Origin of the sequence: Nocardia sp. CA-128927 (assembly GCF_050955855.1) — a bacterium.
GTDB lineage: Bacteria > Actinomycetota > Actinomycetes > Mycobacteriales > Mycobacteriaceae > Nocardia.
Genome location: NZ_CP192087.1, coordinates 7,171,544 through 7,193,225, shown reverse-complemented (window position 1 = coordinate 7,193,225; position 21,682 = coordinate 7,171,544). Strand labels below are relative to the sequence as shown.

Annotated in this window: 20 protein-coding genes; 15 read left to right on the top strand and 5 right to left on the bottom strand. The window is 66.8% G+C overall.

Features of this window, described 5'->3' with window-relative positions; all coding sequences use genetic code 11:
• Positions 1 to 2: 2 nt before the first annotated feature.
• The 10 genes from ACQPW1_RS33040 to ACQPW1_RS32995 all read left to right on the top strand — a co-directional run bounded on the left by ACQPW1_RS33040 (position 3) and on the right by ACQPW1_RS32995 (position 9,672).
• Positions 3 to 1,031 (top strand): MlaD family protein, encoded by a 1,029-nt coding sequence (locus tag ACQPW1_RS33040; RefSeq protein WP_433655814.1) that lies wholly within the window; start codon positions 3 to 5, stop codon positions 1,029 to 1,031.
• On the top strand, positions 1,028 to 2,035 hold the full coding sequence (locus tag ACQPW1_RS33035; protein WP_433655812.1) for an MlaD family protein: 1,008 nt from the start codon (positions 1,028 to 1,030) through the stop codon (positions 2,033 to 2,035). The genes ACQPW1_RS33040 and ACQPW1_RS33035 overlap by 4 nt, the downstream gene beginning before the upstream one ends.
• Positions 2,032 to 3,078 carry an MlaD family protein gene (locus ACQPW1_RS33030; protein ID WP_433655810.1) on the top strand — a complete coding sequence of 349 codons (1,047 nt, stop codon included), beginning with the start codon at positions 2,032 to 2,034 and terminating at the stop codon, positions 3,076 to 3,078. Before ACQPW1_RS33035 ends, ACQPW1_RS33030 begins: the two co-directional genes overlap by 4 nt.
• Entirely contained in the window at positions 3,078 to 4,127 is a 1,050-nt protein-coding gene (locus ACQPW1_RS33025; RefSeq protein ID WP_433665397.1) for an MCE family protein, read from the top strand. Before ACQPW1_RS33030 ends, ACQPW1_RS33025 begins: the two co-directional genes overlap by 1 nt.
• Positions 4,124 to 5,143: an MlaD family protein gene (locus ACQPW1_RS33020; RefSeq protein WP_433655808.1), complete on the top strand. Its 1,020-nt coding sequence runs from the start codon at positions 4,124 to 4,126 to the stop codon at positions 5,141 to 5,143. The genes ACQPW1_RS33025 and ACQPW1_RS33020 overlap by 4 nt, the downstream gene beginning before the upstream one ends.
• Positions 5,140 to 6,084: an MlaD family protein gene (locus ACQPW1_RS33015; protein ID WP_433655806.1), complete on the top strand. Its 945-nt coding sequence runs from the start codon at positions 5,140 to 5,142 to the stop codon at positions 6,082 to 6,084. The genes ACQPW1_RS33020 and ACQPW1_RS33015 overlap by 4 nt, the downstream gene beginning before the upstream one ends.
• A gap of 15 nt (positions 6,085 to 6,099) precedes the next feature.
• Positions 6,100 to 6,774 (top strand): hypothetical protein, encoded by a 675-nt coding sequence (locus ACQPW1_RS33010; RefSeq protein ID WP_433655804.1) that lies wholly within the window; start codon positions 6,100 to 6,102, stop codon positions 6,772 to 6,774.
• A gap of 45 nt (positions 6,775 to 6,819) precedes the next feature.
• Positions 6,820 to 7,494 carry a TetR/AcrR family transcriptional regulator gene (locus ACQPW1_RS33005; protein ID WP_433655802.1) on the top strand — a complete coding sequence of 225 codons (675 nt, stop codon included), beginning with the start codon at positions 6,820 to 6,822 and terminating at the stop codon, positions 7,492 to 7,494.
• Positions 7,491 to 8,090 (top strand): TetR/AcrR family transcriptional regulator, encoded by a 600-nt coding sequence (locus ACQPW1_RS33000; RefSeq protein ID WP_433655800.1) that lies wholly within the window; start codon positions 7,491 to 7,493, stop codon positions 8,088 to 8,090. Before ACQPW1_RS33005 ends, ACQPW1_RS33000 begins: the two co-directional genes overlap by 4 nt.
• A gap of 97 nt (positions 8,091 to 8,187) precedes the next feature.
• Positions 8,188 to 9,672 carry a M28 family metallopeptidase gene (locus ACQPW1_RS32995; RefSeq protein WP_433655798.1) on the top strand — a complete coding sequence of 495 codons (1,485 nt, stop codon included), beginning with the start codon at positions 8,188 to 8,190 and terminating at the stop codon, positions 9,670 to 9,672.
• A 4-nt stretch (positions 9,673 to 9,676) separates the two neighbouring features.
• Here ACQPW1_RS32995 and pip read toward each other — a convergent pair whose 3' ends face one another.
• The 5 genes from pip to mptB form a co-directional block, all read right to left on the bottom strand.
• A complete protein-coding gene (gene pip / locus ACQPW1_RS32990) occupies positions 9,677 to 10,660 on the bottom strand; it encodes a prolyl aminopeptidase (protein WP_433655796.1) in 984 nt (327 codons plus the stop codon).
• Between the two features lie 833 nt (positions 10,661 to 11,493).
• Complete coding sequence (locus ACQPW1_RS32985) at positions 11,494 to 12,462, bottom strand: COX15/CtaA family protein (protein ID WP_433665396.1); 969 nt, start codon at positions 12,460 to 12,462, stop codon at positions 11,494 to 11,496.
• Between the two features lie 90 nt (positions 12,463 to 12,552).
• Positions 12,553 to 13,344 (bottom strand): ABC transporter permease, encoded by a 792-nt coding sequence (locus tag ACQPW1_RS32980; protein WP_433655794.1) that lies wholly within the window; start codon positions 13,342 to 13,344, stop codon positions 12,553 to 12,555.
• Complete coding sequence (locus tag ACQPW1_RS32975; RefSeq protein ID WP_433665395.1) at positions 13,341 to 14,273, bottom strand: ABC transporter ATP-binding protein; 933 nt, start codon at positions 14,271 to 14,273, stop codon at positions 13,341 to 13,343. The genes ACQPW1_RS32980 and ACQPW1_RS32975 overlap by 4 nt, the downstream gene beginning before the upstream one ends.
• Positions 14,267 to 15,961 (bottom strand): polyprenol phosphomannose-dependent alpha 1,6 mannosyltransferase MptB, encoded by a 1,695-nt coding sequence (mptB, locus tag ACQPW1_RS32970; protein WP_433655792.1) that lies wholly within the window; start codon positions 15,959 to 15,961, stop codon positions 14,267 to 14,269. The genes ACQPW1_RS32975 and mptB overlap by 7 nt, the downstream gene beginning before the upstream one ends.
• A gap of 93 nt (positions 15,962 to 16,054) precedes the next feature.
• On the opposite strand from mptB, the gene ACQPW1_RS32965 reads away from it, so the two are divergent.
• The 5 genes from ACQPW1_RS32965 (at position 16,055) to sufD (ending at position 21,660) form a co-directional block, all read left to right on the top strand.
• Positions 16,055 to 16,789 (top strand): TetR/AcrR family transcriptional regulator, encoded by a 735-nt coding sequence (locus tag ACQPW1_RS32965; RefSeq protein WP_433655791.1) that lies wholly within the window; start codon positions 16,055 to 16,057, stop codon positions 16,787 to 16,789.
• Positions 16,790 to 16,839: 50 nt separating this feature from the next.
• On the top strand, positions 16,840 to 17,859 hold the full coding sequence (locus tag ACQPW1_RS32960; RefSeq protein WP_433655789.1) for a zinc-dependent alcohol dehydrogenase: 1,020 nt from the start codon (positions 16,840 to 16,842) through the stop codon (positions 17,857 to 17,859).
• A 356-nt stretch (positions 17,860 to 18,215) separates the two neighbouring features.
• Positions 18,216 to 19,019 carry a helix-turn-helix transcriptional regulator gene (locus ACQPW1_RS32955; protein ID WP_433655788.1) on the top strand — a complete coding sequence of 268 codons (804 nt, stop codon included), beginning with the start codon at positions 18,216 to 18,218 and terminating at the stop codon, positions 19,017 to 19,019.
• On the top strand, positions 19,016 to 20,452 hold the full coding sequence (gene sufB, locus ACQPW1_RS32950; RefSeq protein WP_433655786.1) for a Fe-S cluster assembly protein SufB: 1,437 nt from the start codon (positions 19,016 to 19,018) through the stop codon (positions 20,450 to 20,452). The genes ACQPW1_RS32955 and sufB overlap by 4 nt, the downstream gene beginning before the upstream one ends.
• On the top strand, positions 20,452 to 21,660 hold the full coding sequence (sufD, locus tag ACQPW1_RS32945; RefSeq protein ID WP_433655785.1) for a Fe-S cluster assembly protein SufD: 1,209 nt from the start codon (positions 20,452 to 20,454) through the stop codon (positions 21,658 to 21,660). Before sufB ends, sufD begins: the two co-directional genes overlap by 1 nt.
• Positions 21,661 to 21,682: the final 22 nt, after the last annotated feature.

The window sequence follows — 21,682 nt, the reverse complement described above, 5'->3', positions numbered from 1 at the left end:
GCGTGCCGATATTCGTTGATCATTCAGGGCGCACCGCCGGGCGGTGGATGCTGCGGCTACGCGGGCTGGTCGTCGCCGCCGTCATCCTCGTGGTGGCCGTGTTCACCACGCAATACGCGCAAGGGAAGTTCGCCGACCGGTTCACCCTCACCATCGATGCGGCCACCCTCGGCGAGGGGCTCGCGCCGGGTGCGGAGGTGAAGTTCCGCGGCTTCGGGATCGGCACCGTGCGCAAGGTGGAGACCGTCGACTACGGGCACCAGCGCATCGAGCTGTCGCTGGATCGCACGCAAGCCGCCGCGCTGACCGACGACGTGTCGGCACGATTCACCTCGTCGAACATCTTCGGTTCCAGCGCCATCGAATTGGTGAACACCGGCAAGGGCGGGCGGCTGCCGGAGAACACCACGCTGTTCATCGGCGCCAACGCGACCAACGCGACCGTGTCGAGTGTGTTCCGCCGGGCGGCGCGGCTGACCCAGGTGCTCGATTCCGACACCGTGCGCGCGCTGTTCGATCTGCTGCTGGACAACACCGCCTCGCTCGGTCCGGCGGTGCAGTCGTTCTTCGCCACCGCGCGGGTGCTCGCCATGAATCAGCGTGCGCCACTGGGGCATTACCTCGATATCGGCGCCGATGTCGGCACCGGTGCCGCGCAGGTGACCCCGCCGGTGGTCGACGTGATCCTCGGCGTGCTCGACAACAGCGAGTACTTCGGCAGCGCGGAGAACCGGGAGCGGACAAAGCATTCGCTGTCCGGCCTGGACACCGCGCTGCTGCTACCGGTGACCGATCTCTTGCGCAGGGACAACCCCGATCTGGCCGCCATCATCGGCGGCGTGCTGGATCTGGTGGTGCCGATCAGCGCGTCGATCGGCACTGTCGCGCCCGCGTACAACCGGCTGCCCGCACTGCTCGCCCGCATCGACAGCGCGTTCCCGGTGATCGACGGCCGGGTGCAGCTGCAGCTCGAGGTGATCGTGAAAAACATGCCCTACCTGGCGGATTCGATAATCGGGGTGCCGCGATGAACAGTGTGGCCGGGGCGGCCGTCAAGCTCGGCATCTTCTTCGCCATCGTCGCGGTGTGCTCGGCTTTCATTGTGGCCGCGCTGAATACGCCGGTGCCGGAGGACAAGGTCTCCTATGACGCTGTCTTCAGCGACATCTCGGGGCTCTACGCCGGGGACGTGGTGCGGATGTCGGGGGTGGCCGTTGGGAAGGTCGACAACGTCGAGTTGGACGGCACGCACGCCCGCGTCCACTTCACCGTGGACCGGCAGCGCCCGGTGTACGACAACACCGAAGCCGCTGTGCGGTACCAGGATCTGATCGGGCAGCGCTACATCGAACTGATGACCGCGAAGACCGGCGGCGTGCGGCTTGCCGAGGGAGCCACCATTCCGGTCGAGCGCACCATCCCGAGTTTCGATGTGTCCAAACTGTTCAACGGCTTCAAACCGTTGTTCGAAACCCTGGATACGGCCCAGCTCAACCAGTTCGGCACCAACATCCTGCGGGTGCTGCAAGGCGACGGCAGCGGCATCGGACCCGCGCTCGCCGATCTCGACAAGCTCACCAAGCACGCCAAGAGCAGCGAGGCGGTGGTCGTCCTGTTGATCCACAACCTGGGCGAGATCTCCCGCTCGATCGGCGGAAAGTCCGCGGCGGTCGGCGATCTCGTCAAGCAACTCAACGGCGTGCTGAGCCAGTTCGGCAGCCGGACCGCGACGATCATCACCGCCATCGAGCAGGCCAACCGCACCCTGGTGCCGCTCATCCCGCTGCTCGAGGAGCTGCAAGGGGCCTACGACCAGAGTTACCTGCCGCTGGACGGGCTGCTGCGCAGGTTGTTGCCGCAGACCGATCAGCTGGTCGAAATCCTGTCGCTGGTGCCGTCATTGCTCACCGGGCTCAACCAGAACATCCCGGCCAGCGGCGAGGCGAAGACGTACTCGTGTGCCGGTGGCGAGCTCGGGTTACCGGGCATCGGCAATGTCGTGCTCGGCAATCAGAAGCTGGTGGTGTGCAAATGACCGGTGCGGCACGACAACTCGTCGGGCTTCCGTTCCGATTGTTCGGGGAGCTCAGACAGCTGCGGTCCGAGAAGTCGGAGTCCTGGGCCCAATTGCGCTGGGGGATAGCGGGTGTGCTGCTGAGCGTGCTCGCCCTGCTCGCCGCCGCGGTGCTGTACGTGGTGCCGTTCGGGGAGCAGTCCTACACAGCGGACTTCCGATCCTCGGGCGGCACCCGCACCGGTGACGAGGTGCGGATCGCGGGCATCAAAGTGGGCCAGGTCCGTTCGGTGGACCTGGTCGGCGACCACGTGGAGGTGCGCTTCGGCGTAGACCGCGAGGTGCACGTCGGCGACGCCTCGTCGGTGGCGGTGAAGATGCTGACACCGATCGGCGGGCACTACCTGTCGCTGGCTCCGCAGGGGGAGCCAGCGCTGGGCGGCAAGCACATTCCGCCGGAACGGACCACCACGCCGTTCGAGCTGACCGACATCATCGACGTGGCCACCCCGGTGCTCGGCCAGGTCGACGGGACCACTCTGCGCAGCACCATCGCCGAGGTGAACGCCGCGCTGGCCGGCCAGCCCGACGCCGTGCGCTCGATCATCGGCAACTTCAACGACCTCACCGGCGTACTGGCCGACCGGTCGAAGCAGCTGGATTCGGCGGTGCAGGTATCCGACGAGTACATCGGCGCGATCGCGACAGACCGGGCCGTGCTCGCCGACTTCGTGCGTGAACTCGGTGTCGTCGCCGTGGTGCTCGGGCAGCGGAAGGCGGAGGTCGTCCAGGTCTTCGAACTGCTGAAGCGGTTCTTCTTGGTGCTGCACCGGCCGGTGATGGCGTATGGCGATTCGATCGAGCCGTCGGTCGCCGAATTCGAGGACCTGTTCGACAAACTCGTGCAGGATCCCGGCCGCCTCGACACGGTCGTTACGGGGATCAAGGACTTCATCGCGAAGATCTCGGCCATGCTCGGCGCGGACGGGGTCACCATCGACCAGTCCGCCAGCGTGATCCGCGGTCCGGCACTGTGCATTCCGTTCGAGGGGAGGGCGTGCTGATGCGGGCCTGGGGCAGAACGGGTGTGGTGATCGCCGCGGTGGTGGTCACGGTGGCGGTGGTGGTCGGTGTGAGCGGCGCGACCTGGCTGGACAAGATGCAGCCCGCCGAGCAGACCATGTGCGCCGAATTCACCGACACCGTCGGGCTTTACGAGGGCAACAGCGTCACCATGCTCGGCGTGGAGGTGGGCACCGTCTCGGGCATCGAGGCGCGCGGCGACCGCATGCAGGTGACGATGACGATCGACGGCAAGCTCACCCTGCCCGCCGATATCAGGGCGGTGACCATGTCGAGTTCGATCGTCACCGACCGGCGCGTCGAGCTGACCAAGACCTACACCGGCGGACCGAAATTCGATACCGCGCACTGTGTTCCGCTGGAGCGCACCAAGACGCCGGTCGGCATCAGCGACGCGCTCGATGCGCTCGGGCGACTGTCCGGCGACCTACTCGGCGCGCAACAGTCGCCCACCCCCGGCGCGCCCTCGGACACCCTGCTCGATCAGACCATCACCGGCGCGGTCCGCTCACTCGACGGCACCGGACCGCAGTGGAATGCCTTGCTACAGCGACTGTCTCAGGTGATCGGCGATCCGGCCGACCGGGACGTGGTGATCCGCAGGCTCGTCGACAACCTCGACCAGCTCACCACCATGTTCATCACCAACTGGCCGGATATGCAAGCGCTGCTGGACAATCTGAAGAACGGCGTGCAACTGGTCGACGGCTTCTCGGCGGAACTGTCCAGGGCAGTCGATCTCGCGCTGCAGTTCCTGCCGGTGATCGCCCGCAATGTCGGCAAGTACGACCAGCAGTCCTACGAGTTCCTGGATCGGATCATTCCGGAGGTGCATCGCTACGCGGTGCTGGCGGGCAGCATCGTGGATCTGCTGGTGCAGCTGCCCCCGCTGAACAATCGGCTGGCTCAGATCTTCGACCCGGCGACGGGTGCGGTGCGGATGAATTACCTTCCGCCGCACTATGAGTCGGCGGACGGTAGCCAGCCCGGCTTGATGCAGGTGATCCTCGGATCGTTGGGGGCGCCGTGAAGCGTCTGATACCTGTGCTCGCCGCGGTCGTGCTGCTGTTGACCGGCTGCGGGCTGCGCGCGACCGACGTGCCGATCCCCGGGACGTATCTGGCGGGGGAGACCTTCGCGATCCGGATCGAATTCGGTTCGGTGCTCAACCTGCCCGACCGGGCCAAGGTCATCGCCGAGGGTGTCGAGGTCGGCATGCTGGACCGGATCGAGCTGATCGGGGACACCGCCGTCGCCACGATCGACCTGAAATCCGATGTGCAACTGCCCAAGTCGGCCACCGCGGAACTGCGGCAGAGCACGATCCTCGGTGATATCCACATCGCGCTGGAGGCGCCGCCGAACGCGGGTCCGCCGTTCCTGGTGAACGGCGATGTCATCCCGCGCTCGCGCACCGTGCCCGCCGCCAATGTGGAAGACATCCTGCGGGCACTGTCGAACATCGTGACCGGCGGCCGCTTCGGCGAGATGCAGGAGCTCGTCGCCAGCGTCAATGCCTCCTTCCCGGCCGACCCGGCGGACCTGCAGCGCATCCTGGCCGGCGGCAAGAACGCGCTGCACGACCTGGCCACGCACGGCGACGATATCGACCGGATCCTGGCCGCCGCGGCCAGCGTGACGACCACCCTCGAAGCGAACAAGGAAAACGTCGACCGCACCCTCACCCTCGGGCCGAGCCGCGCCGCCGGTCTGTCGGACGTACTGTTCGGCCTGGTCCAACTGATCATCGACGGCGGCCAATTGGCCCAGTACGTAGGCGATCTCGCGCTGCCGCTGCGCGGCGACCTGCACGACATCATCAGCATCCTCGCGCCCGCCGCACTCACCATCGCGAGCTCCGACACCACCATCCCGATGAACGTCGACACCATGAACCGGCTGCTGCGCGACAAGCTGATCCCGTTCTTCAGTGCGCCGCCGAACATTCGGGTGCAGCGGGTCAGCGCGGCGGCGGTCACCGCCGACGCCACGGCCCGCTCGGACGAGATGATCCAGGTGCTGCGGTCGATAGGAATGGTCCGATGAAGCTCTCCGGTCCGGTCTCGCTGGTGCTGCTGCTCGTGATGACGGTGGTATGCGCCGCGTACATGGCCATCGGCGTGCTCGACATCGATCCCCGGCGTACGACGAATACCGTTACGGTGCTGATGGTTACGTCCGGCGGGCTGATGCAGACTTCTCAGGTCGACCTGCGCGGCATGCGGATCGGCAAGGTGCGCGCCATCACCGCCACCGGCACCGGGCTGGCGGTGCGGATCGAGCTGGACGCGAAGTACCGGGTGCCGCTCGGCAGCGAGGTGCACGTCAGCAATCTGTCGGCGGCGGGCGAGCAGTTCATGGACTTCCGCCCGACCGGGACGGTGGGCCCGTATCTCACCGACGGCAGCGTCGTTCCCGCGCATCAGGTGCGCATCGCGACGACGGTCAGCGAGGCGCTGGCCAAGCTGGACGTGCTGAACTCGCAGATCGATCCGGCCAAGATCGAACAGCTCGCCGCCATCCTGTCGCAGGGTTACGCGGGCCGGGAGAAGGAGATCGCGAATCTCACCCGGACGCTGACCATGACGGCGCAACTGCTGCACGACAAGCGGGACGAGATCACCCGGCTGTACCTGAACGGACAGGACCTCGCCGAGAACTTCAACGGCTACGGACCGGTGATCGGCGGCTGGGCCGACGATTTCACCCAGCTGCTGCCCGAGGTCGTGCACCTGATCAAGGCTTTCCAGGGCTATTCCTATGCGGGCGAACATGTCTGGGACGAGCCGCTCGGACCGCTGGTGCAGAAGATCGACCAGTATCTAGCGGTGCTCGGACCTGACCTGGCGCACATCGCCACCGCGTTGAAGCCGTCCACCAGCGTGCTGAAACCCGTTCGGGTGGACGCGGGTTCGATCATCGACCTGCTCTCGGCGACCTTCCCGGAGAACGGGACCGCCCGCATCACGCTCGACGTTCCGAAATAGAGAGTTGAGGACCTCATGACCACCAACGAGCCCGCCGATGCGCCCGAAACCGGCACGGCCCCAACGCCCGAGACTGTCGTCGCCGCGACGCCCGAGGTCGTTGCCGCCCCGACGCCCGAGGCCGTCGTCCCCGAGCGCGCGGCTGTCACCGCCTCGGTGGAGGAGTCGAAGGGCCTGCGGCGCAACGGCATCGGCTACATCCTCGGCGGCCTGACGGTCCTGCTCACGGTGCTCAGCATCGCGCTCGGCCTGTCCTGGCAGTCCACCTCCGACGATCTCGGCGCACTGCGCCAGCAGAACGCCGACCGCGACAAGGCCGCCGAGGTCGCGAAGGATTACACGCTGCGCTCGCTCACCTATGACCACAAGAACCTGCCCGCCTTCTTCGACGGCGTGCAGCGGGGCACCTCCGATGCACTGCGCAAGCGCTACGACGAGGTGCACGACACGCTGGCGAAGATCATGACCGAGGCGCAGGTGGTGGCCACCGGCCAGGTGCTCGGCACCGCGGTGGACACGCAAGGCAACGATCAGTACTCGGTGACGGTGTTCGCGACTCAGAAGACCCAGAACATCCAGCAGCCGACCCCGGCGACGGTACCGAACCTGCTGGTGGTCACGGTGGCGAAGAACGGCGGCAACTGGCAGGTCGTCGACTACGGCCCGAAGGGCGAGGCACCGGGGCGTTGATAAGCTGACGAGCTATTTGTCCTGGTTCTGTCGAGAAGGAGTGCTGTGCCCGAGCAGCCGAGCGCGGCCCGCCGGGGTCGGCCACCGCTTGCCGGTCTGCCGGAACGGCGCAGGCAGCAGATCATCGAATCGGCGTACGCCGTGTTCGTCGAGCGCGGGTACGAGGCGACCGCGATCTCGGACGTGGCCGCGCACGCCGGTATCGGGCAGGGCACGGTGTACCGGTACTTCGCGAGCAAGCGCGAAATCCTCGACCATGTAGTCGATTTCGGGTTCGGCAGGCTGATCGACGCGTTGGAACCGCAGGCGCTGCTGAGTCGTCCGACCTCGGCCGAGGAGCTGCTCGCCGGTGTCCAGGCGGCCATCGCGCGGTTGTACGCGATGCTGGAGCATGATCCGGACTTCGTTCGGCTGGTGCTCGTCGAGGCGAGCGCCATCGACAAGGAGCTCAGCGACCGGCTGCTCGGGCTGGAGTTGCTCGTCAGTACCTTTGTGGCGCAAGAACTTCGGCGCGGTGTCGCGGCGGGCTGGATTCGCGCGGACATCGACCCCGAGGTGACCGCGCACACTACGCTGACCCTGGTGGTGCCCGGGCTGTTGCAGGAGATGCGCGGCGACAACACGCCACTGGCGCGGGAACGAGCCACCGCCGGTGTACTCACCCTGCTCGAAAAGGCCTTGCGGCCAATCGATTCCGTCGCGGCCGGACCGGCGCGATGAATGCCGCCAAACGCCGGGCGGAGCTGGTCCTCTCCGCGTATGAGCTGTTCGTGGACAAGGGATATCGCGCCGTCGTGGTCGCCGATATCGTCGCCCGCGCCGGCGTCAGTCATGGCACGTTCTACAACTACTTCACCAACAAGCGCGACATCCTCGACGCGGTCATCGACCACTACTTCGCGTTGATCCGCGACCGCGTCTTCGCGCGGGCGGTGACCGGGCAGCGCCCGCAGACCCTCGACGAATTCTGCGCGCTGTTCGCCCGCATCATCGACCACTGCTACGAATTGGTCACGGACGAACCAGGTTTGGTGACCTTCATCCTCATCGAGGCGACCTCGATCGACGACCAGGTGGCCGAGCGTTCGATCCAGAACCTGACTGTCTACGGCGACGAGGCCACCGCCTGGATCAAGAACGGGATCGCCCTCGGGTGCATGGATCCCGCACTCGATCCGCGGCTGAGTGGTGAGATCCTGCTCTCGATCTTGTTGTCCGCCTTGTTGTCCGCGATTCGCGGCGGCACCGACGGGCTGGACCAGCAACGGGTCAGCGGCGATCTTGTGGCGTTCGTCCGGGCGGCGCTCGCGCCGTAACGCCCTTTCCCCACAGGTCAACTGGGGTTTCAGCGGGCCGGCACCTCGGCTTAACCTCCGACCATCGGGAATTCATCCATCCTTCGGAGGAGCCGACATGCCCCGAAAATCCGGCCGTGCCAAAACCGGCCAACTGATCGCCGCAGCCACCACCGTGCCGCTCGCGCTATCGCTCGCGCTGGCGGGTTCGGTGTCCGCCGAACCCGCCGCGCCGCCCGGGCAACTGGCCGACTCGATCCAGGCGCCGGCGGTCAACCAGCACCTGGAGAAGTTCCAGAGCATCGCCAACGCCAACGGCCGTACCCGTGCCGCGGGCACCGCCGGTTACGACGCCTCCCGTGACTACGTGGCCGGTGAACTCCGCCGCGTGGGTTACACGGTGACGTTGCAGCCGTTCACCTTCCAGTCCTTCCGGGAGAAGTCGACCGCGGTCCTGGAGCAGGTCTCCGCAGGTCACACCTCGTACAAAGCGACCCAGCCGGGGCAGGTCGAGCTCAGCGACTTCGCCACATTGACCTATTCCGGGTCGGGCGAAACACGGGCCACGGTCCAGGGTGTCGATCTGGCCCTGTCGCCCGGTCTGCAGCCGAACACCTCGACCTCCGGTTGCGAGGCCGCGGACTTCGCCGGGTTCACTCGCGGCAATATCGCCCTGATCCAGCGCGGTACCTGCTCCGCAGCCGACAAGGCTCGAAATGCGCAGGCTGCAGGCGCATCGGGTGTGATCATCTTCAACGAGGGACAGGATGGCCGCACCGACGCCTTCGCTGAGCCCCTCGACGAGAAGGGCATCAAGGTCCCGGTGGTCGGCGCGAGCTTCGCCGTCGGCAAGGACCTCGCTGCGGCGAACAAGGTGGTGCGGCTCAAGACCGACACCGAATCCTTGCCTGCCACAACGCATAACGTGATCGCGGAGAGCAAGACGGGCAACGCGGACCAGGTCGTGATGGCGGGGGCACACCTCGACTCCGTGCGCGCCGGCGCGGGCATCAACGACAACGGTTCCGGCAGTGCGGGATTGCTCGAGGTCGCGCTGCAGATGGCCACCCAGCAGCCGAAGAACAAGGTGCGGTTCGCCTGGTGGGGCGCCGAGGAACTCGGGCTGGTCGGCTCGAAGTACTACGTGGCGAACCTGTCCGCGGCCAACCGCGCCAAGCTCGCGCTGTATCTCAACTTCGACATGATCGGTTCGACGAACTTCGCGTACATGATCTACAACGGCAGCAGCGGGCCGGCCGGGTCCGCCGCGATCGAGCAGAACTTCAACCGCTACTTCGATTCTCGGAGCATTCCGCACATCCGTACGGCGCTCGACGGCCGCTCGGACTACGGCGCGTTCATGCGGGCCGGGATCCCGGTCGGCGGCCTGTTCACCGGCGCGGAGGGCATCAAGACGCAACGGGAACAGCAGTTGTTCGGCGGCCAGGCGGGCCGGGCCTACGACTCCTGCTACCACCGCTCGTGCGACACCACCGCCAACATCAACAACACCGCGTTGACTGTGAACACCGCGGCGATCGCCGACGCGATGCAGACCTACGCGGCTGCCGCTGACCCGCCCGCCCGCGCTGCGGCCAAGTGACGGGTTAGCGGCCGAAGCGGGCGACGGCTTCCAGGATCGTCGCCTGCATAGTCGGACTGCCGGTGTGGCCGGAGTCGTCGATCACTTTCAGATCGGCCTCCGGCCACACCTGTGCCAGCTGCCAGGCGGTTTGCAGCGGCGTGCTGAGGTCGAGTCGTCCGTGGATGAGCACGCCGGGGATACCGGCGAGCTTGGGCGCGTCGCGGAGTAGTTGTCCATCGGGGAGCCAGGCGTTGTTGGCGAAGTAGTGGGTGCAGATCCGGACGAAGGCGAGCAGCGCCGCGTCCGGTTTGCTGCTGTAAGCGCCTGGGTTGCCAAGGGATTCGTGCGAGATGACGGCGTCTTCCCAGGCGCACCAATCGCGGGCCGCCTGCTCCCGCACCGCCGGATCGGCGTTGTTCATCAAACGGCTATATGCGGCAACGAGATTCCCGTCGCGCTCACCTTCCGGCAGCGCATTGCGGAACGCCTCCCACTGGGCGGGCAGGAACCGCGCGACACCGTGGTAGAGCCAATCGGTCTCTTCGGGCCTGGTCATCGTGACGCTCACCAGAATGATCTCGGACACCCGCTCCGGATACCGTTCGGCGTAGGCGAGGATCAGCGTCGAACCCCAGGAGCCGCCGTACAGCAACCACTTTTCGACGCCGAGATGCTCCCGCAACCGCTCCATGTCGGCGATCAGATGCTCGGTGGTGTTGTGCGCCATGTCGACATTCGGGTCCGAGGCGTGCGGCACGCTCTCTCCGCAGCCGCGCTGATCGAACATGATCGTGCGATACACGCTCGGGTCGAAGGTCTTTCGTGCCCGGCGGCTACCGCCGCTACCCGGCCCGCCGTGCACCACGAGCGCGGGCTTGCCCGCCGGATTCCCACTGGTTTCCCAGTAGATCCGATTCCCGTCCCCGACCTCCAACAGTCCGTGCGCGTACGGCTCGATTTGCGGAAATGGTTGCGCAACCGCACCTTCCACCCGCTCTGAACCCATCGGCCACTCCCGTTCTCGACGATCCGTCCAACCCCGACCCCCGAGCGTAGCCAACACCATCGACGAGGCCACCGTCGCCACCAGTCGCACTCTCTCTCGGGATCCGCACCCGCAACAGGGCCCTAAAGCGAGTGCAGATCCCGAGAAAGTGCGGATCCAGTCCCAACCTTGCGGAAGCCACCTCCCGCGCTCGTTTTCGCAGGCTGCGCACGAAATTGCTAGCAATTTCGAGCGCACCTGCACAACTCATGCGCGCCGACACCTCATCGCTCCCTCGAGGGCTGACCGCGGACTATCCGCTCTTGTCCGAAGCGCTTGTGACGCAACCACAGCCAGATGACTACGCTGGAACGCCCACACCGCGCACCTGACCGGTAACTAAAGCCGGGTACGGCACACGACGCGCTCAGCACTACTCGCGGGAAAACGTGGGTAGGTCTTCAGCTTCTATGGACTGCTCTGCTTGGGAGTCCTTGGAAGTACCTACCCGGTAGGTGCACATTCCCCAGGATCTCTAGGTGTACTGATCCGAGGTTGCGTGCTCACAGATGTCCGATGGTGTACTGCCTCAAGGTTTTCGGCAGTTCGTGGGATACCCGAGTAGTGCTGAGCGCGTCAGGTGGGGTTCCCGACTTGCTCTTCCGCGGCCTGGGTGGGTGAGGTGGTGGTTTTCGACGTGAGGCCTGGCTGTGGTGCTGTTTTCGAGATTTTCTTGTCGGGTGAGCGGTCGAAATGGGTTGCTGGGGAGAGTGCACACCCTTTGTGTTAGCCGCACATCCGGTATAGGGGGTGTGCGGTTCAGGCAAAGGGTGTGCGGTTTACGTGACGCGAGTTCAGGCGGACTGTTTCGCGGTGACGGTTGTGGGGGCGGGTTCGTGGGTGTGCAGCGATGCCCAGAGGGCGGCGGTGGCGGCGACGCAGGCGGCGGCTCCGCCGACGTGCACGACGACGAGAGCCGCTGGGACGTCGGTGAAGTACTGGACGATGCCGACCAGGGCCTGCGCGCAGACGAGCGCGAGCAGTACGAACATCCGTTTGCGGACCGCAGGGGTGACGCCGACCGCGAACAGGCCGAAGGCCAGGCCGACCAGCAGTGCGAGGTAGCCGACGAGCAGCTGCGAGTGCAGGTGCACCAGGGTGACGATCTCGATCTGCAGGCGCTCTACCTGGCGCTCGATGCTCTTGTCGCCCGCGTGCGGTCCGGCGGCGGTGACCAGGGTTCCGGCGATGAGCACGCCGCTCAATGCGACGCCGCTGAGGGCGGTGAGCCAGCGCAGCGGCGCGGGCGCCTGCACGGTTTCGATGCCGTCGTCGGGTTCGTTGATCTTGGCGTAGAGCACCACCGACAGCCAGACCATCAGCATGGACGCCAGCAGGTGCACGGAGACGGTCCACCAGAGCAGACCGGTGCGCACGGTGATGCCGCCGATGATGCCCTGCAGCAACGTGCCGCCGGGCATCAGCCAGGCGTAGGTCAGCACGTCGCGGCGGCGCCGGGCGCGGGTGACCGCGAGCACGATCAGCGCGGCGCACAGCGAGACGACGAAGGTGAGCAGCCGGTTGCTGAACTCGACGGTCTGATGCAGCACCGGCACCTCGGAGACGCCGATCGGGGTGAAGCTGCCGGGGAAGCACTGCGGCCAGGTCGGGCAGCCGAGGCCGGAGGCGGTAACCCGGACGACAGCCCCGGTGACCGCGATGCCCGCCTGCGAGAGGATGACCGCGATCGCGATCAGTCGCTGCACCCGCAGCGAGGGCAGCGGCAGCTTGTCGACGAGTCGCAGAAAGGCGCGATACAGCACGTCACGATGGTAGAGCACGGTCAACTACACGCTGTCGTTGGTACCGCTCGCGGACACCCGGCGCGGCGGTGTGCGCAGTTCGGCGGCCGTCTACTGGAAGCGGAAGTAGCGGGCCGCGAGGATGCCGGATACCGCGCCCCAGACGGCGAGCACGGCGATGCCGAACCAGTCGATGCTGCTGCGCATCGCGTCCTCGAGGGTGACCGCCAGCGCACCCGAGGGGATAAGGCGGGCAAGCACATTCACCGCGGCGGGCAGATCGTCGGTGGCGAACACCACGCTCGCGATGCCGAGCATGACGAACCAGAGGATGTTCGCCAGTGCCAGCACGACTTCGGCCTTCAGCGTGCCGCCGAGCAGCAGGCCCATCGCCGCGAAAGTGGCGGTGCCGAGCGCGATCACGAGCGCCCCGAGGGCGAGTCCGGCCGGTTCGGGCCGCCAGCCGAGCGCGAAGCCGATGGCGCCGAGCAGAATCGCTTGCAGCACAACGACGATCAGCACCGCCGCGCTCTTGCCCGCGATGATGCCCCAGCGCGGCAACGCGGTCGCGCCGAGCCGCTTCAGCGCGCCGTAGCGGCGGTCGAAGCCGACGGCGATGGCCTGTCCGGTGAACGCGGTCGACATGACCGCCACCATCATCACCGCGGGCACGATCTTGTCCACGCGGTCGGCGCCGAGGTCGCCGAACGGCAACAGGGTGAGCCCGACCAGCAGGGTGATCGGAATGAACATGGTCAGCAGCAGCTGTTCGCCGTTGCGCAGCAACAGGATCAGCTCGAGCCGCGTCTGCGCGAGCATCATCGCGGCGCGCGAGCTCGGCCGTGGATCGGGCGCGAAGGTGCCCGGCGTGAAGCGGTTGGCGGTCAGGTCGGGCTGGGTCATCCGCGTAGGTCCCGTCCGGTGAGTTCCAGGAAGACGTCTTCGAGCCTGCGCTGATCGATCCGAATGTCGGTGGCCAGCACGTTCACTCGCGCGCACCACGCGGTCACGGTGGCGAGCACCTGCGGATTGATCTCGCCCTCGACCAGATACGTGCCCGGCGTGGTCTCCCGTGGCGAGAAACCTTCCGGCAGTGCCGATTTCAGCAGGTCCAGATCGAGTTTCGGTGGGGCGGAGAAGCGTAGCTGCCCGGCGGCGCCGTGCGCGGTCACCTCGGCGGGCGTGCCGGAGGCGACGATTCGGCCGTGATCGATGATCACCAGCTGGTCGGCGAGCTGTTCGGCCTCGTCCATCAGGTGCGTGGTGAGCACGACGGTCACCCCGTCGCGGCGCAGCGCGTCGATCAGCTCCCACACGATCAGGCGTGCCTGCGCGTCCAGCCCGGCGGTGGGTTCGTCGAGGAACACGATCTCCGGCTTGCCGACCAGCGCGCACGCCAGCGCGAGCCGTTGCTGCTGGCCGCCGGAGAGCCGACGGTACGGCGTGCCGCGGTTGTCCTGCAGACCTAGGGTGCGCAGCAACCATTCGGGATCCAGCGGATCGGCGGAGTAGGCGGCGACCAGGTCGAGCATCTCGCCCGCCTTCGCGCCCGGGTAGGCGCCGCCGCCCTGGAGCATGACCCCGATGCGCGGGCGCAGCCGATCGGAATCGGCGATCGGATCGAGGCCGAGCACGCGCACCGAACCCGCGTCCGGCGTCACGAATCCCTCGCACATCTCGACGGTGGTGGTTTTGCCCGCCCCGTTCGGACCGAGCAGCGCGAGCACCTGCGCGCGTTCGACATCGAAGCTCAAACCGTCGACCGCCGTGGTCTCGCCGTAACGCTTGACGACACCGTCGACGCGAACGGCAGGTCCGGAGGATGTCACAATGTCACACCGTAAGAGGTGGGCACTTGTGACGGAGCCGACACCCCCCGCTCGCCGCGCCACGGCAGTTTGTTACGGGTGATCACGATGAACAGCACGGAGACGATCACCGTGGCGATGACCGCGCCGACGATCTGGAACACCTCGAGGTCGGCGCCGCGCGGCATGAGGATTACGCTGACGACGGCCGAGAAGGCAACAGCGGGAACGCGGAACGCCGGCCGGGTGGCCCAGGCGGCCAGTGGCACGATCGCCCACAGCACATACCAGGGCTGTACCACAGGGGCCAACAGCACTATTGCACCCATCGCGACGCCGAGCGCGCCGACCGGATGCAGCCGACCGGAACCGGTAGCGACCAGCATGCGCACGGTGAAGAACCCCGCGATCACCACGGCAATCGGCCGGGTGATGCTCAACAGTGCGGTCGTGTGGTCGCCGAGGCCGAGCAGCACGCCACCGAACCCGGTGATGATGCCGAGCACGGTCGGCACCGACATCCAACTGCGAACCGCATTGGCGACATTGAGGGTGTAGATCCAGCCGAAGCCGAGCCCGCTCATGGAACCGATGAAAACTGTTGTGCCGATGGCAATTGCGCCGAGCATGACCGCTGCAACGGCCACATTGCGCAGACTGAATCCCCAGCGCCGGGCCAACGCCATGCCGACGAACCCGAGCGCGACGACCGAAGTGAACTTCACCGCCGACGACATCGTGATGACGATCGTTCCGCCGATCAACCACGTATAGGCACGTCCATCGAACGGATGGATGTCCTCGATGGCGCGTAAGCAGAACTCGATCCCGGCCAGCATCAGCCCGAGCATCAGTGCGTCGTTGTGCACGCCGCCGACGAGATGGAACAGCACCAGCGGATTCGCGGCACCCAGCCACAGCGCGCTCACCGGCGCCACTCCACAGCGCACCGAAAGTCTCGGCAGTGCCCAGACGATCAAGGCGACACCGGCCAGCGCGAGCATGCGGTGCACCCACACACCCGCGATGATGTTGTCGCCGGTGATCTCGGCGATGCCGCGGCCGATCCAGAGGAACAGCGGCCCATACGGCGCCGGGGTGTCGCGCCAGATGGTCGGCACATTGTTGGTCAGTACGTTGTCGATGCCGAGCCCGGCGACCGGTCCCTCTTGGTACGGGTCGATGCCGCGCGCCGCGATTTCGCTTTGTGCCAGATACGAATACACGTCGTTGCTGAACAGCGGGGGCGCGACGCTCAGCGGGATGATCCAGAGCAGCAGGGTGCGGTCGAGTTGGGAGCGGGTCAGTCGGTGGCGTGGTGCGCCGCTGATGCCGCCGACCGCGAACCGGCCGAGCAGCAGCCAGGCGAGCACCACCACGACCGTGCCGGTCATGCACATGGCGAGCGAGCCGGTGTGCGCGCGGGCGAAGATGCCGAGCACCCGGACACCCGAGGTCGGGTTCTGGTGCACCGGCTGCGCGCCGATACCGAGCGCGCTGATCGCCATCAGCACCGTTCCGGTCGCGCCCATCAGGCGGATCCGGTCCAGCTGGACGCGCTCCTCCGGGTCGAGCCCGGGCACCTCGGTCTCGTCCTGGTGCAGGACCGCGATCGTGTGATCGGCGGTCGGCACGTCCAACCCGAGTGCTCGGCGCCCGAATGCCAGTGTCCTGCGCCGCGCGCCCTCCAGTACCGCCACGAGACGAAGCATAAGGGTCCCGCTCGGAGGGAGTCCGGCCACAGACCGCACACGACCGTGCTCGTTCCGATCGGAAGCGTCGCCGACCGAGGCACAATCAGACACATGGTTTCGGAGTCCAGGCGGCGGATCGAAGTCGCCGCGTGCGGGCTGCTCGCACGGCACGGGTATCACGGGTTCGGTCTGAAGGCGTTGAGCGAAGCGGCCGGATTGCCGTACGGGTCTATCTACCACCACTTTCCGGGCGGCAAGGAGGAGATCGCCGTCGCCGCCATCACCGGGACCGGGACGCTCACCGGTCGGATGATCCGGCAGGCGCCGACGGATGTCTTCGCCACGACGACCACCGTGTTCGACTTCATGGTCGGCAAGCTGGCCGCTTCGGACTGGGACGACGGATGCCCGATCGGCACACCCGCGCTGGACGGTGGCAGCGACGTCGAGACGATCCGTGCCGCGTGTGCGACGGCCTTCGACGCGATGGAACAGGCGTTCGCGGGATTGCTCGCCGAACTGGGGTTGTCCGGGCCGGAAGCGGGGGCGCTGGCCACCACGGTGGTCGCCGCGTACGAGGGCGCGACCATGCTGGCCAGGGTGCGACGCTCGGAGGCGCCGCTGCACACGGTGGCCGCGGCGATGGAGCGACTGATCCGCGTGACGTTCACAGAGGCGGGGCTGCTGAATACCGAAGCGGAGACGGGTCCCTCGGGCACCGGCACCTCGGATATCGACATGGGGATGCCCGAGGTGGACTCGGCACCGACCATCGAGGCGAGAGTGGTGGCGGCCGCGGCATCGGACGGCACCGGAAATGTTCCGGAAGTTGTTGCTGAGCAGTGAAATTCCCTGTGGGGCATGACTAGAAAGAACGTTCTAGCGAAACTCGATCCATGAAGCGTCTGATGTTGACCGGCCCCGGCGACCTGCGTTGGGAAGAGCACCCCGAACCCGAGCTCACCGGGCCCGGCCAGGCGCTGGTCCGCCCGATCGCGCTGGCCACCTGCGATATCGATCCGGCCGTCCTGCGTGGCGCCTTCCCGCTGCCCGGTCCCTATCCGTTCGGGCACGAGGGCGTGGCCGAGGTGGTCGCGATCGGGGACGACGTGCGTGCCGTCGCGGTCGGTGACCGGGTGGTGGTGCCGTTCCAAATCTCTTGCGGCACATGCCATGCCTGTCTGCGCGGTCGCACCGGCAACTGTACGAGTCACGCGCCGTTGTCGTCCTTCGGCCTCGGCCCGCTCGGCGGCTTGGACTGGGGCGGGCTCTGGGCGGACCTCACTCTCATTCCGCACGCCGACGCCATGCTGGTGCTGCTGCCTGCCGGGATCGACCCGGTGGCCGTTGCCAGCGCGAGCGACAACATCCCGGACGGGTATCGCGCGGTCGGTCCGCAGCTCGCCGACAACCCCGGCGCCGAGGTGTTGGTCATCGGCGGGCCCGCTGCCCCGTCGATCGGGCTGTACGCCGCGGGCCTCGCCGTCGCGCTCGATGCTGCCCGGGTCGTCTACCTCGACGACTCCGTCGAGCGGCTGGAGATCGCGAAGTCCTTGGGCGCCGAGGCAATCGAAGGTCCCCGTGACGCCCGCGTCGGCCGGTTCCCGATCACGGTCGAATCCGCGGGCGGTGCGACGGCGCTGCGATCCGCGATCAACGCCACCGCCTACGACGGTTGGTGCACCAGCGTCAGCGTCCAGCTCACCGACGTCCCGCTGCCGATCTTCCGGATGTACTCGCGCTGCTGCACGTTCCATACCGGTCGTGCGCATGCCCGTCCCGCTATCCCCGAGGTGCTGGATCTGGTCGCCGCGGGCCGGTTCGACCCGTCGCTGGTTACCACTCGGACAGCAAACTGGGATGACGCCGTCGACGCTCTGCTGGAGACGCCGATGAAGCTCGTCGCCGTCCGTTGAGTGGTCTCGGCGAGGTGGTCAATCGACCATGTGTGATGTAACGCACTGGACTCGATCCGCGCGAAAGTGATCGCCGAAGCATCGATCGCGAGAGTGGCCGACGCGTCAGCCGCGAACACCTCGCACGCCGGGACGTTCTCGAGTCGCTCACGCAAACGGCAGGTCAGAGGCCATATCCGCGGGCGGTTTAAGGCTCGGCTTAAATAACGGGCGATCGCGACCCCGATCTGCAACTCCGCGGCACCGCGGATCGGGCTCCCGCGGACCCCGCAACAGCGGTCTATGCAGGTCACGAGCCCCGAGAACTCAGGGCACCCTTATTAGATTTCGGGAACGAATTCCGCCACACTGATGTTGTGAAAACCGTGGGTTTGCGGAGCGAAGACGAAAGGGCTGGTCGTAAGGCCGGTACCGGATCGCCTGCTGCGCCCACGACCGTCGGCGAGGGACACACCCGCGCGGCCATCGTCCAGCTGCTGCTGGAAGAGGGCCCGATCACCGCGACCGCCATCGGCACCACACTGGGACTGGCTCCGGCCGGCGTGCGGCGCCACCTCGATGCGCTGATCGACTCCGGTCAGGCCCGGGCCAGTAGGTCCGCGCCCTGGCAGCAGAAGGGCCGAGGCCGCCCCGCCAAGCAGTATCAACTCACCGCCGCAGGTCGTGGCCAATTGGGTCACGCCTACGACGACCTGGCCGGTGCGGCGATCCGCCAGCTCGGCGAGATCGGCGGCGAACAAGCCATCACCGAGTTCGCGCGGAAACGGGCTAGGACTATCGTGGCCGGGATCGCGCCGGTCGAGGAACACACGCCGCAGCAGACCGAGGCCAAGGCCGAGGAGATCGCGGACGCGTTCACCGAGGCCGGTTTCGCCGCTTCCACCCGCAAGGTGGGCACCGGCGTGCAGATCTGCCAGCACCACTGCCCGGTCGCGCACGTCGCGGAGGAATTCCCGCAGTTGTGCGAGGCGGAACTCGAGGCGTTCCGTGACCTGCTCGGCACGCACGTGCAGCGGCTGGCCACGATCGCTAACGGCGACTGCGCGTGCACGACGCACGTGCCGCTGCTCGTATTACCGATTACCAACAAAACTTCACCAGAAATCGCTGCACAGCCCGCAGCGGTACGAACGAACGACTCCGGAAGGAGTGCCGAATGACGACAACCACCGACCAGGTGCAGCCGCTCACTCAGGAAGAGACCATTGCTTCGCTGGGTAAATACGGTTACGGCTGGGCCGATTCGGATGTGGCCGGAGCCAGCGCGCAACGAGGCCTGTCCGAGGCGGTTGTTCGCGACATCTCGGAGAAGAAGAGCGAGCAGGACTGGATGCTCGACATCCGGCTGAAGGCGCTGCGCATCTTCGATCGCAAGCCCATGCCGAACTGGGGTTCCAACCTCGACGGCATCGACTTCGACAACATCAAGTACTTCGTGCGCTCCAGCGAGAAGCAGGCAGCCACCTGGGACGACCTGCCCGAAGACATCAAGAACACCTACGACAAGCTCGGCATCCCCGAGGCGGAGAAGCAGCGCTTGGTCTCCGGTGTCGCGGCGCAGTACGAGTCCGAGGTCGTCTACCACTCCATCCGTGAGGATCTGGAGAAGCAGGGCGTCATCTTCCTCGACACCGACACGGCGTTGAAGGAACACCCGGAGATGTTCCAGCAGTACTTCGGCTCGGTGATCCCCGCTGGCGACAACAAGTTCTCCGCGCTGAACACCGCGGTGTGGTCGGGTGGTTCGTTCATCTACGTGCCGCCGGGCGTGCACGTCGACATCCCGCTGCAGGCCTACTTCCGGATCAACACCGAGAACATGGGCCAGTTCGAGCGGACCCTCATCATCGTCGACGAGGGCGCCTACGTGCACTACGTCGAGGGCTGCACCGCGCCGATCTACAAGTCGGACTCGCTGCACTCCGCGGTGGTCGAGATCATCGTGAAGAAGGGCGGCCGCTGCCGCTACACCACCATCCAGAACTGGTCGAACAACGTCTACAACCTGGTCACCAAGCGGGCCAAGGCGGAGGCGGGCGCGACCATGGAGTGGGTCGACGGCAACATCGGCTCCAAGGTCACCATGAAGTACCCGGCGGTCTGGATGACCGGTGAGTACGCCCGCGGCGAGGTGCTCTCGGTGGCGTTCGCCGGCGAGGGCCAGCACCAGGACACCGGCGCGAAGATGCTGCACCTGGCGCCGCACACCTCCTCGAACATCATCAGCAAGTCGGTGGCGCGCGGCGGTGGCCGGGCCTCCTACCGTGGCCTCGTTCAGGTGAACAAGGGCGCCTACGGGTCCAAGTCGACCGTGAAATGCGATGCGCTGCTTGTCGATACGATCAGCCGCTCGGACACCTACCCGTACGTCGACATCCGCGAGGACGACGTGACGATGGGTCACGAGGCCACCGTGTCGAAGGTGTCCGAGGACCAGCTGTTCTACCTGATGAGCCGCGGCATGACCGAGGACGAGGCGATGGCCATGGTGGTGCGCGGCTTCGTCGAGCCCATCGCCAAGGAACTGCCGATGGAATACGCGTTGGAACTGAACCGGCTCATCGAGCTGCAAATGGAAGGGGCCGTTGGCTGATGTCGACTGGTGTGATTGGAGCGGTAGAGGGAGAAAACCCCTCGAAGCCGATTCAGAACCCGGGCGCTGGCGCCGCGGTCAACAAAGGCGAGGTCTTCACCTCGTTCGACGTCGACAAGTTCGAGGTGCCCTCGGGCCGTGACGAGGCGTGGCGGTTCACCCCGCTGCGCCGCCTGCGCGGGCTGCACGACGGCACCGCCGTCGCGAATGGTGCTGCGGACGTTGCGGTTACGACGGTCGAGGGCATCTCGGTCGAGACCGTCGGACGCGATGACGCCCGCCTCGGCCAAGCCGGTCAGCCCGCCGATCGGGTTGCGGCCCAGGCATATTCGGCGTTCGAGTCGGCCACCGTGCTGAGCATCGCCGCCGAAACCGAGGTGGCCGAGCCGATCGTCGTGACCATCACCGGTCCCGGCGTCGACAAGGTCGCCTACGGTCACCTGCAGGTCCGGCTCGGCAACTTCGCCACCGCCACCGTGGTGATCGACCAGCGCGGCAGCGGAACCTATGCGGAGAACATCGAATTCGTGCTCGGCGACAGTTCGCGGCTGACCGTGGTCGCCGTGCAGGACTGGGCCGACGACGCCGTACACGTCGCGGCGCACCATGCGCTGCTCAACCGCGACGCGACCTTGCGGCACACCGTGGTGACCATTGGCGGCGATCTCGTCCGGCTGACCCCGGTCGTCAAGTACGCGGGCCCCGGCGGCGACGCCGAGCTGCTCGGCCTGTACTTCGCCGACGCGGGCCAGCACTTCGAGCAGCGCCTGCTCGTCGACCACTCGCAGCCGCACTGCAAGTCGAACGTGGTGTACAAGGGTGCGCTGCAAGGCGATCCGGACTCCGGCAAGCCCGACGCGCACACCGTGTGGGTGGGCGACGTGCTGATCCGCGCCGCGGCCGAGGGCACCGAAACCTTCGAGCTGAACCGCAACCTGGTGCTCACCGACGGCGCGCGCGCAGACTCGGTGCCGAACTTGGAGATCGAGACCGGCGAGATCGTCGGCGCCGGACACGCCAGCGCCACCGGCCGTTTCGACGACGAGCAGCTGTTCTACCTGCGCGCCCGCGGTATCCCGGAGGACGTGGCGCGACGCCTGGTCGTGCGCGGCTTCTTCCACGAGATCATCCAGAAGATCGCGGTCCCCGAGATCCGGGAGCGGCTGGAGTCGGCCATCGAGGCCGAGCTCGCCGCTGTCGGCGTCTGAACCACTCACTCCCACAAAGGAA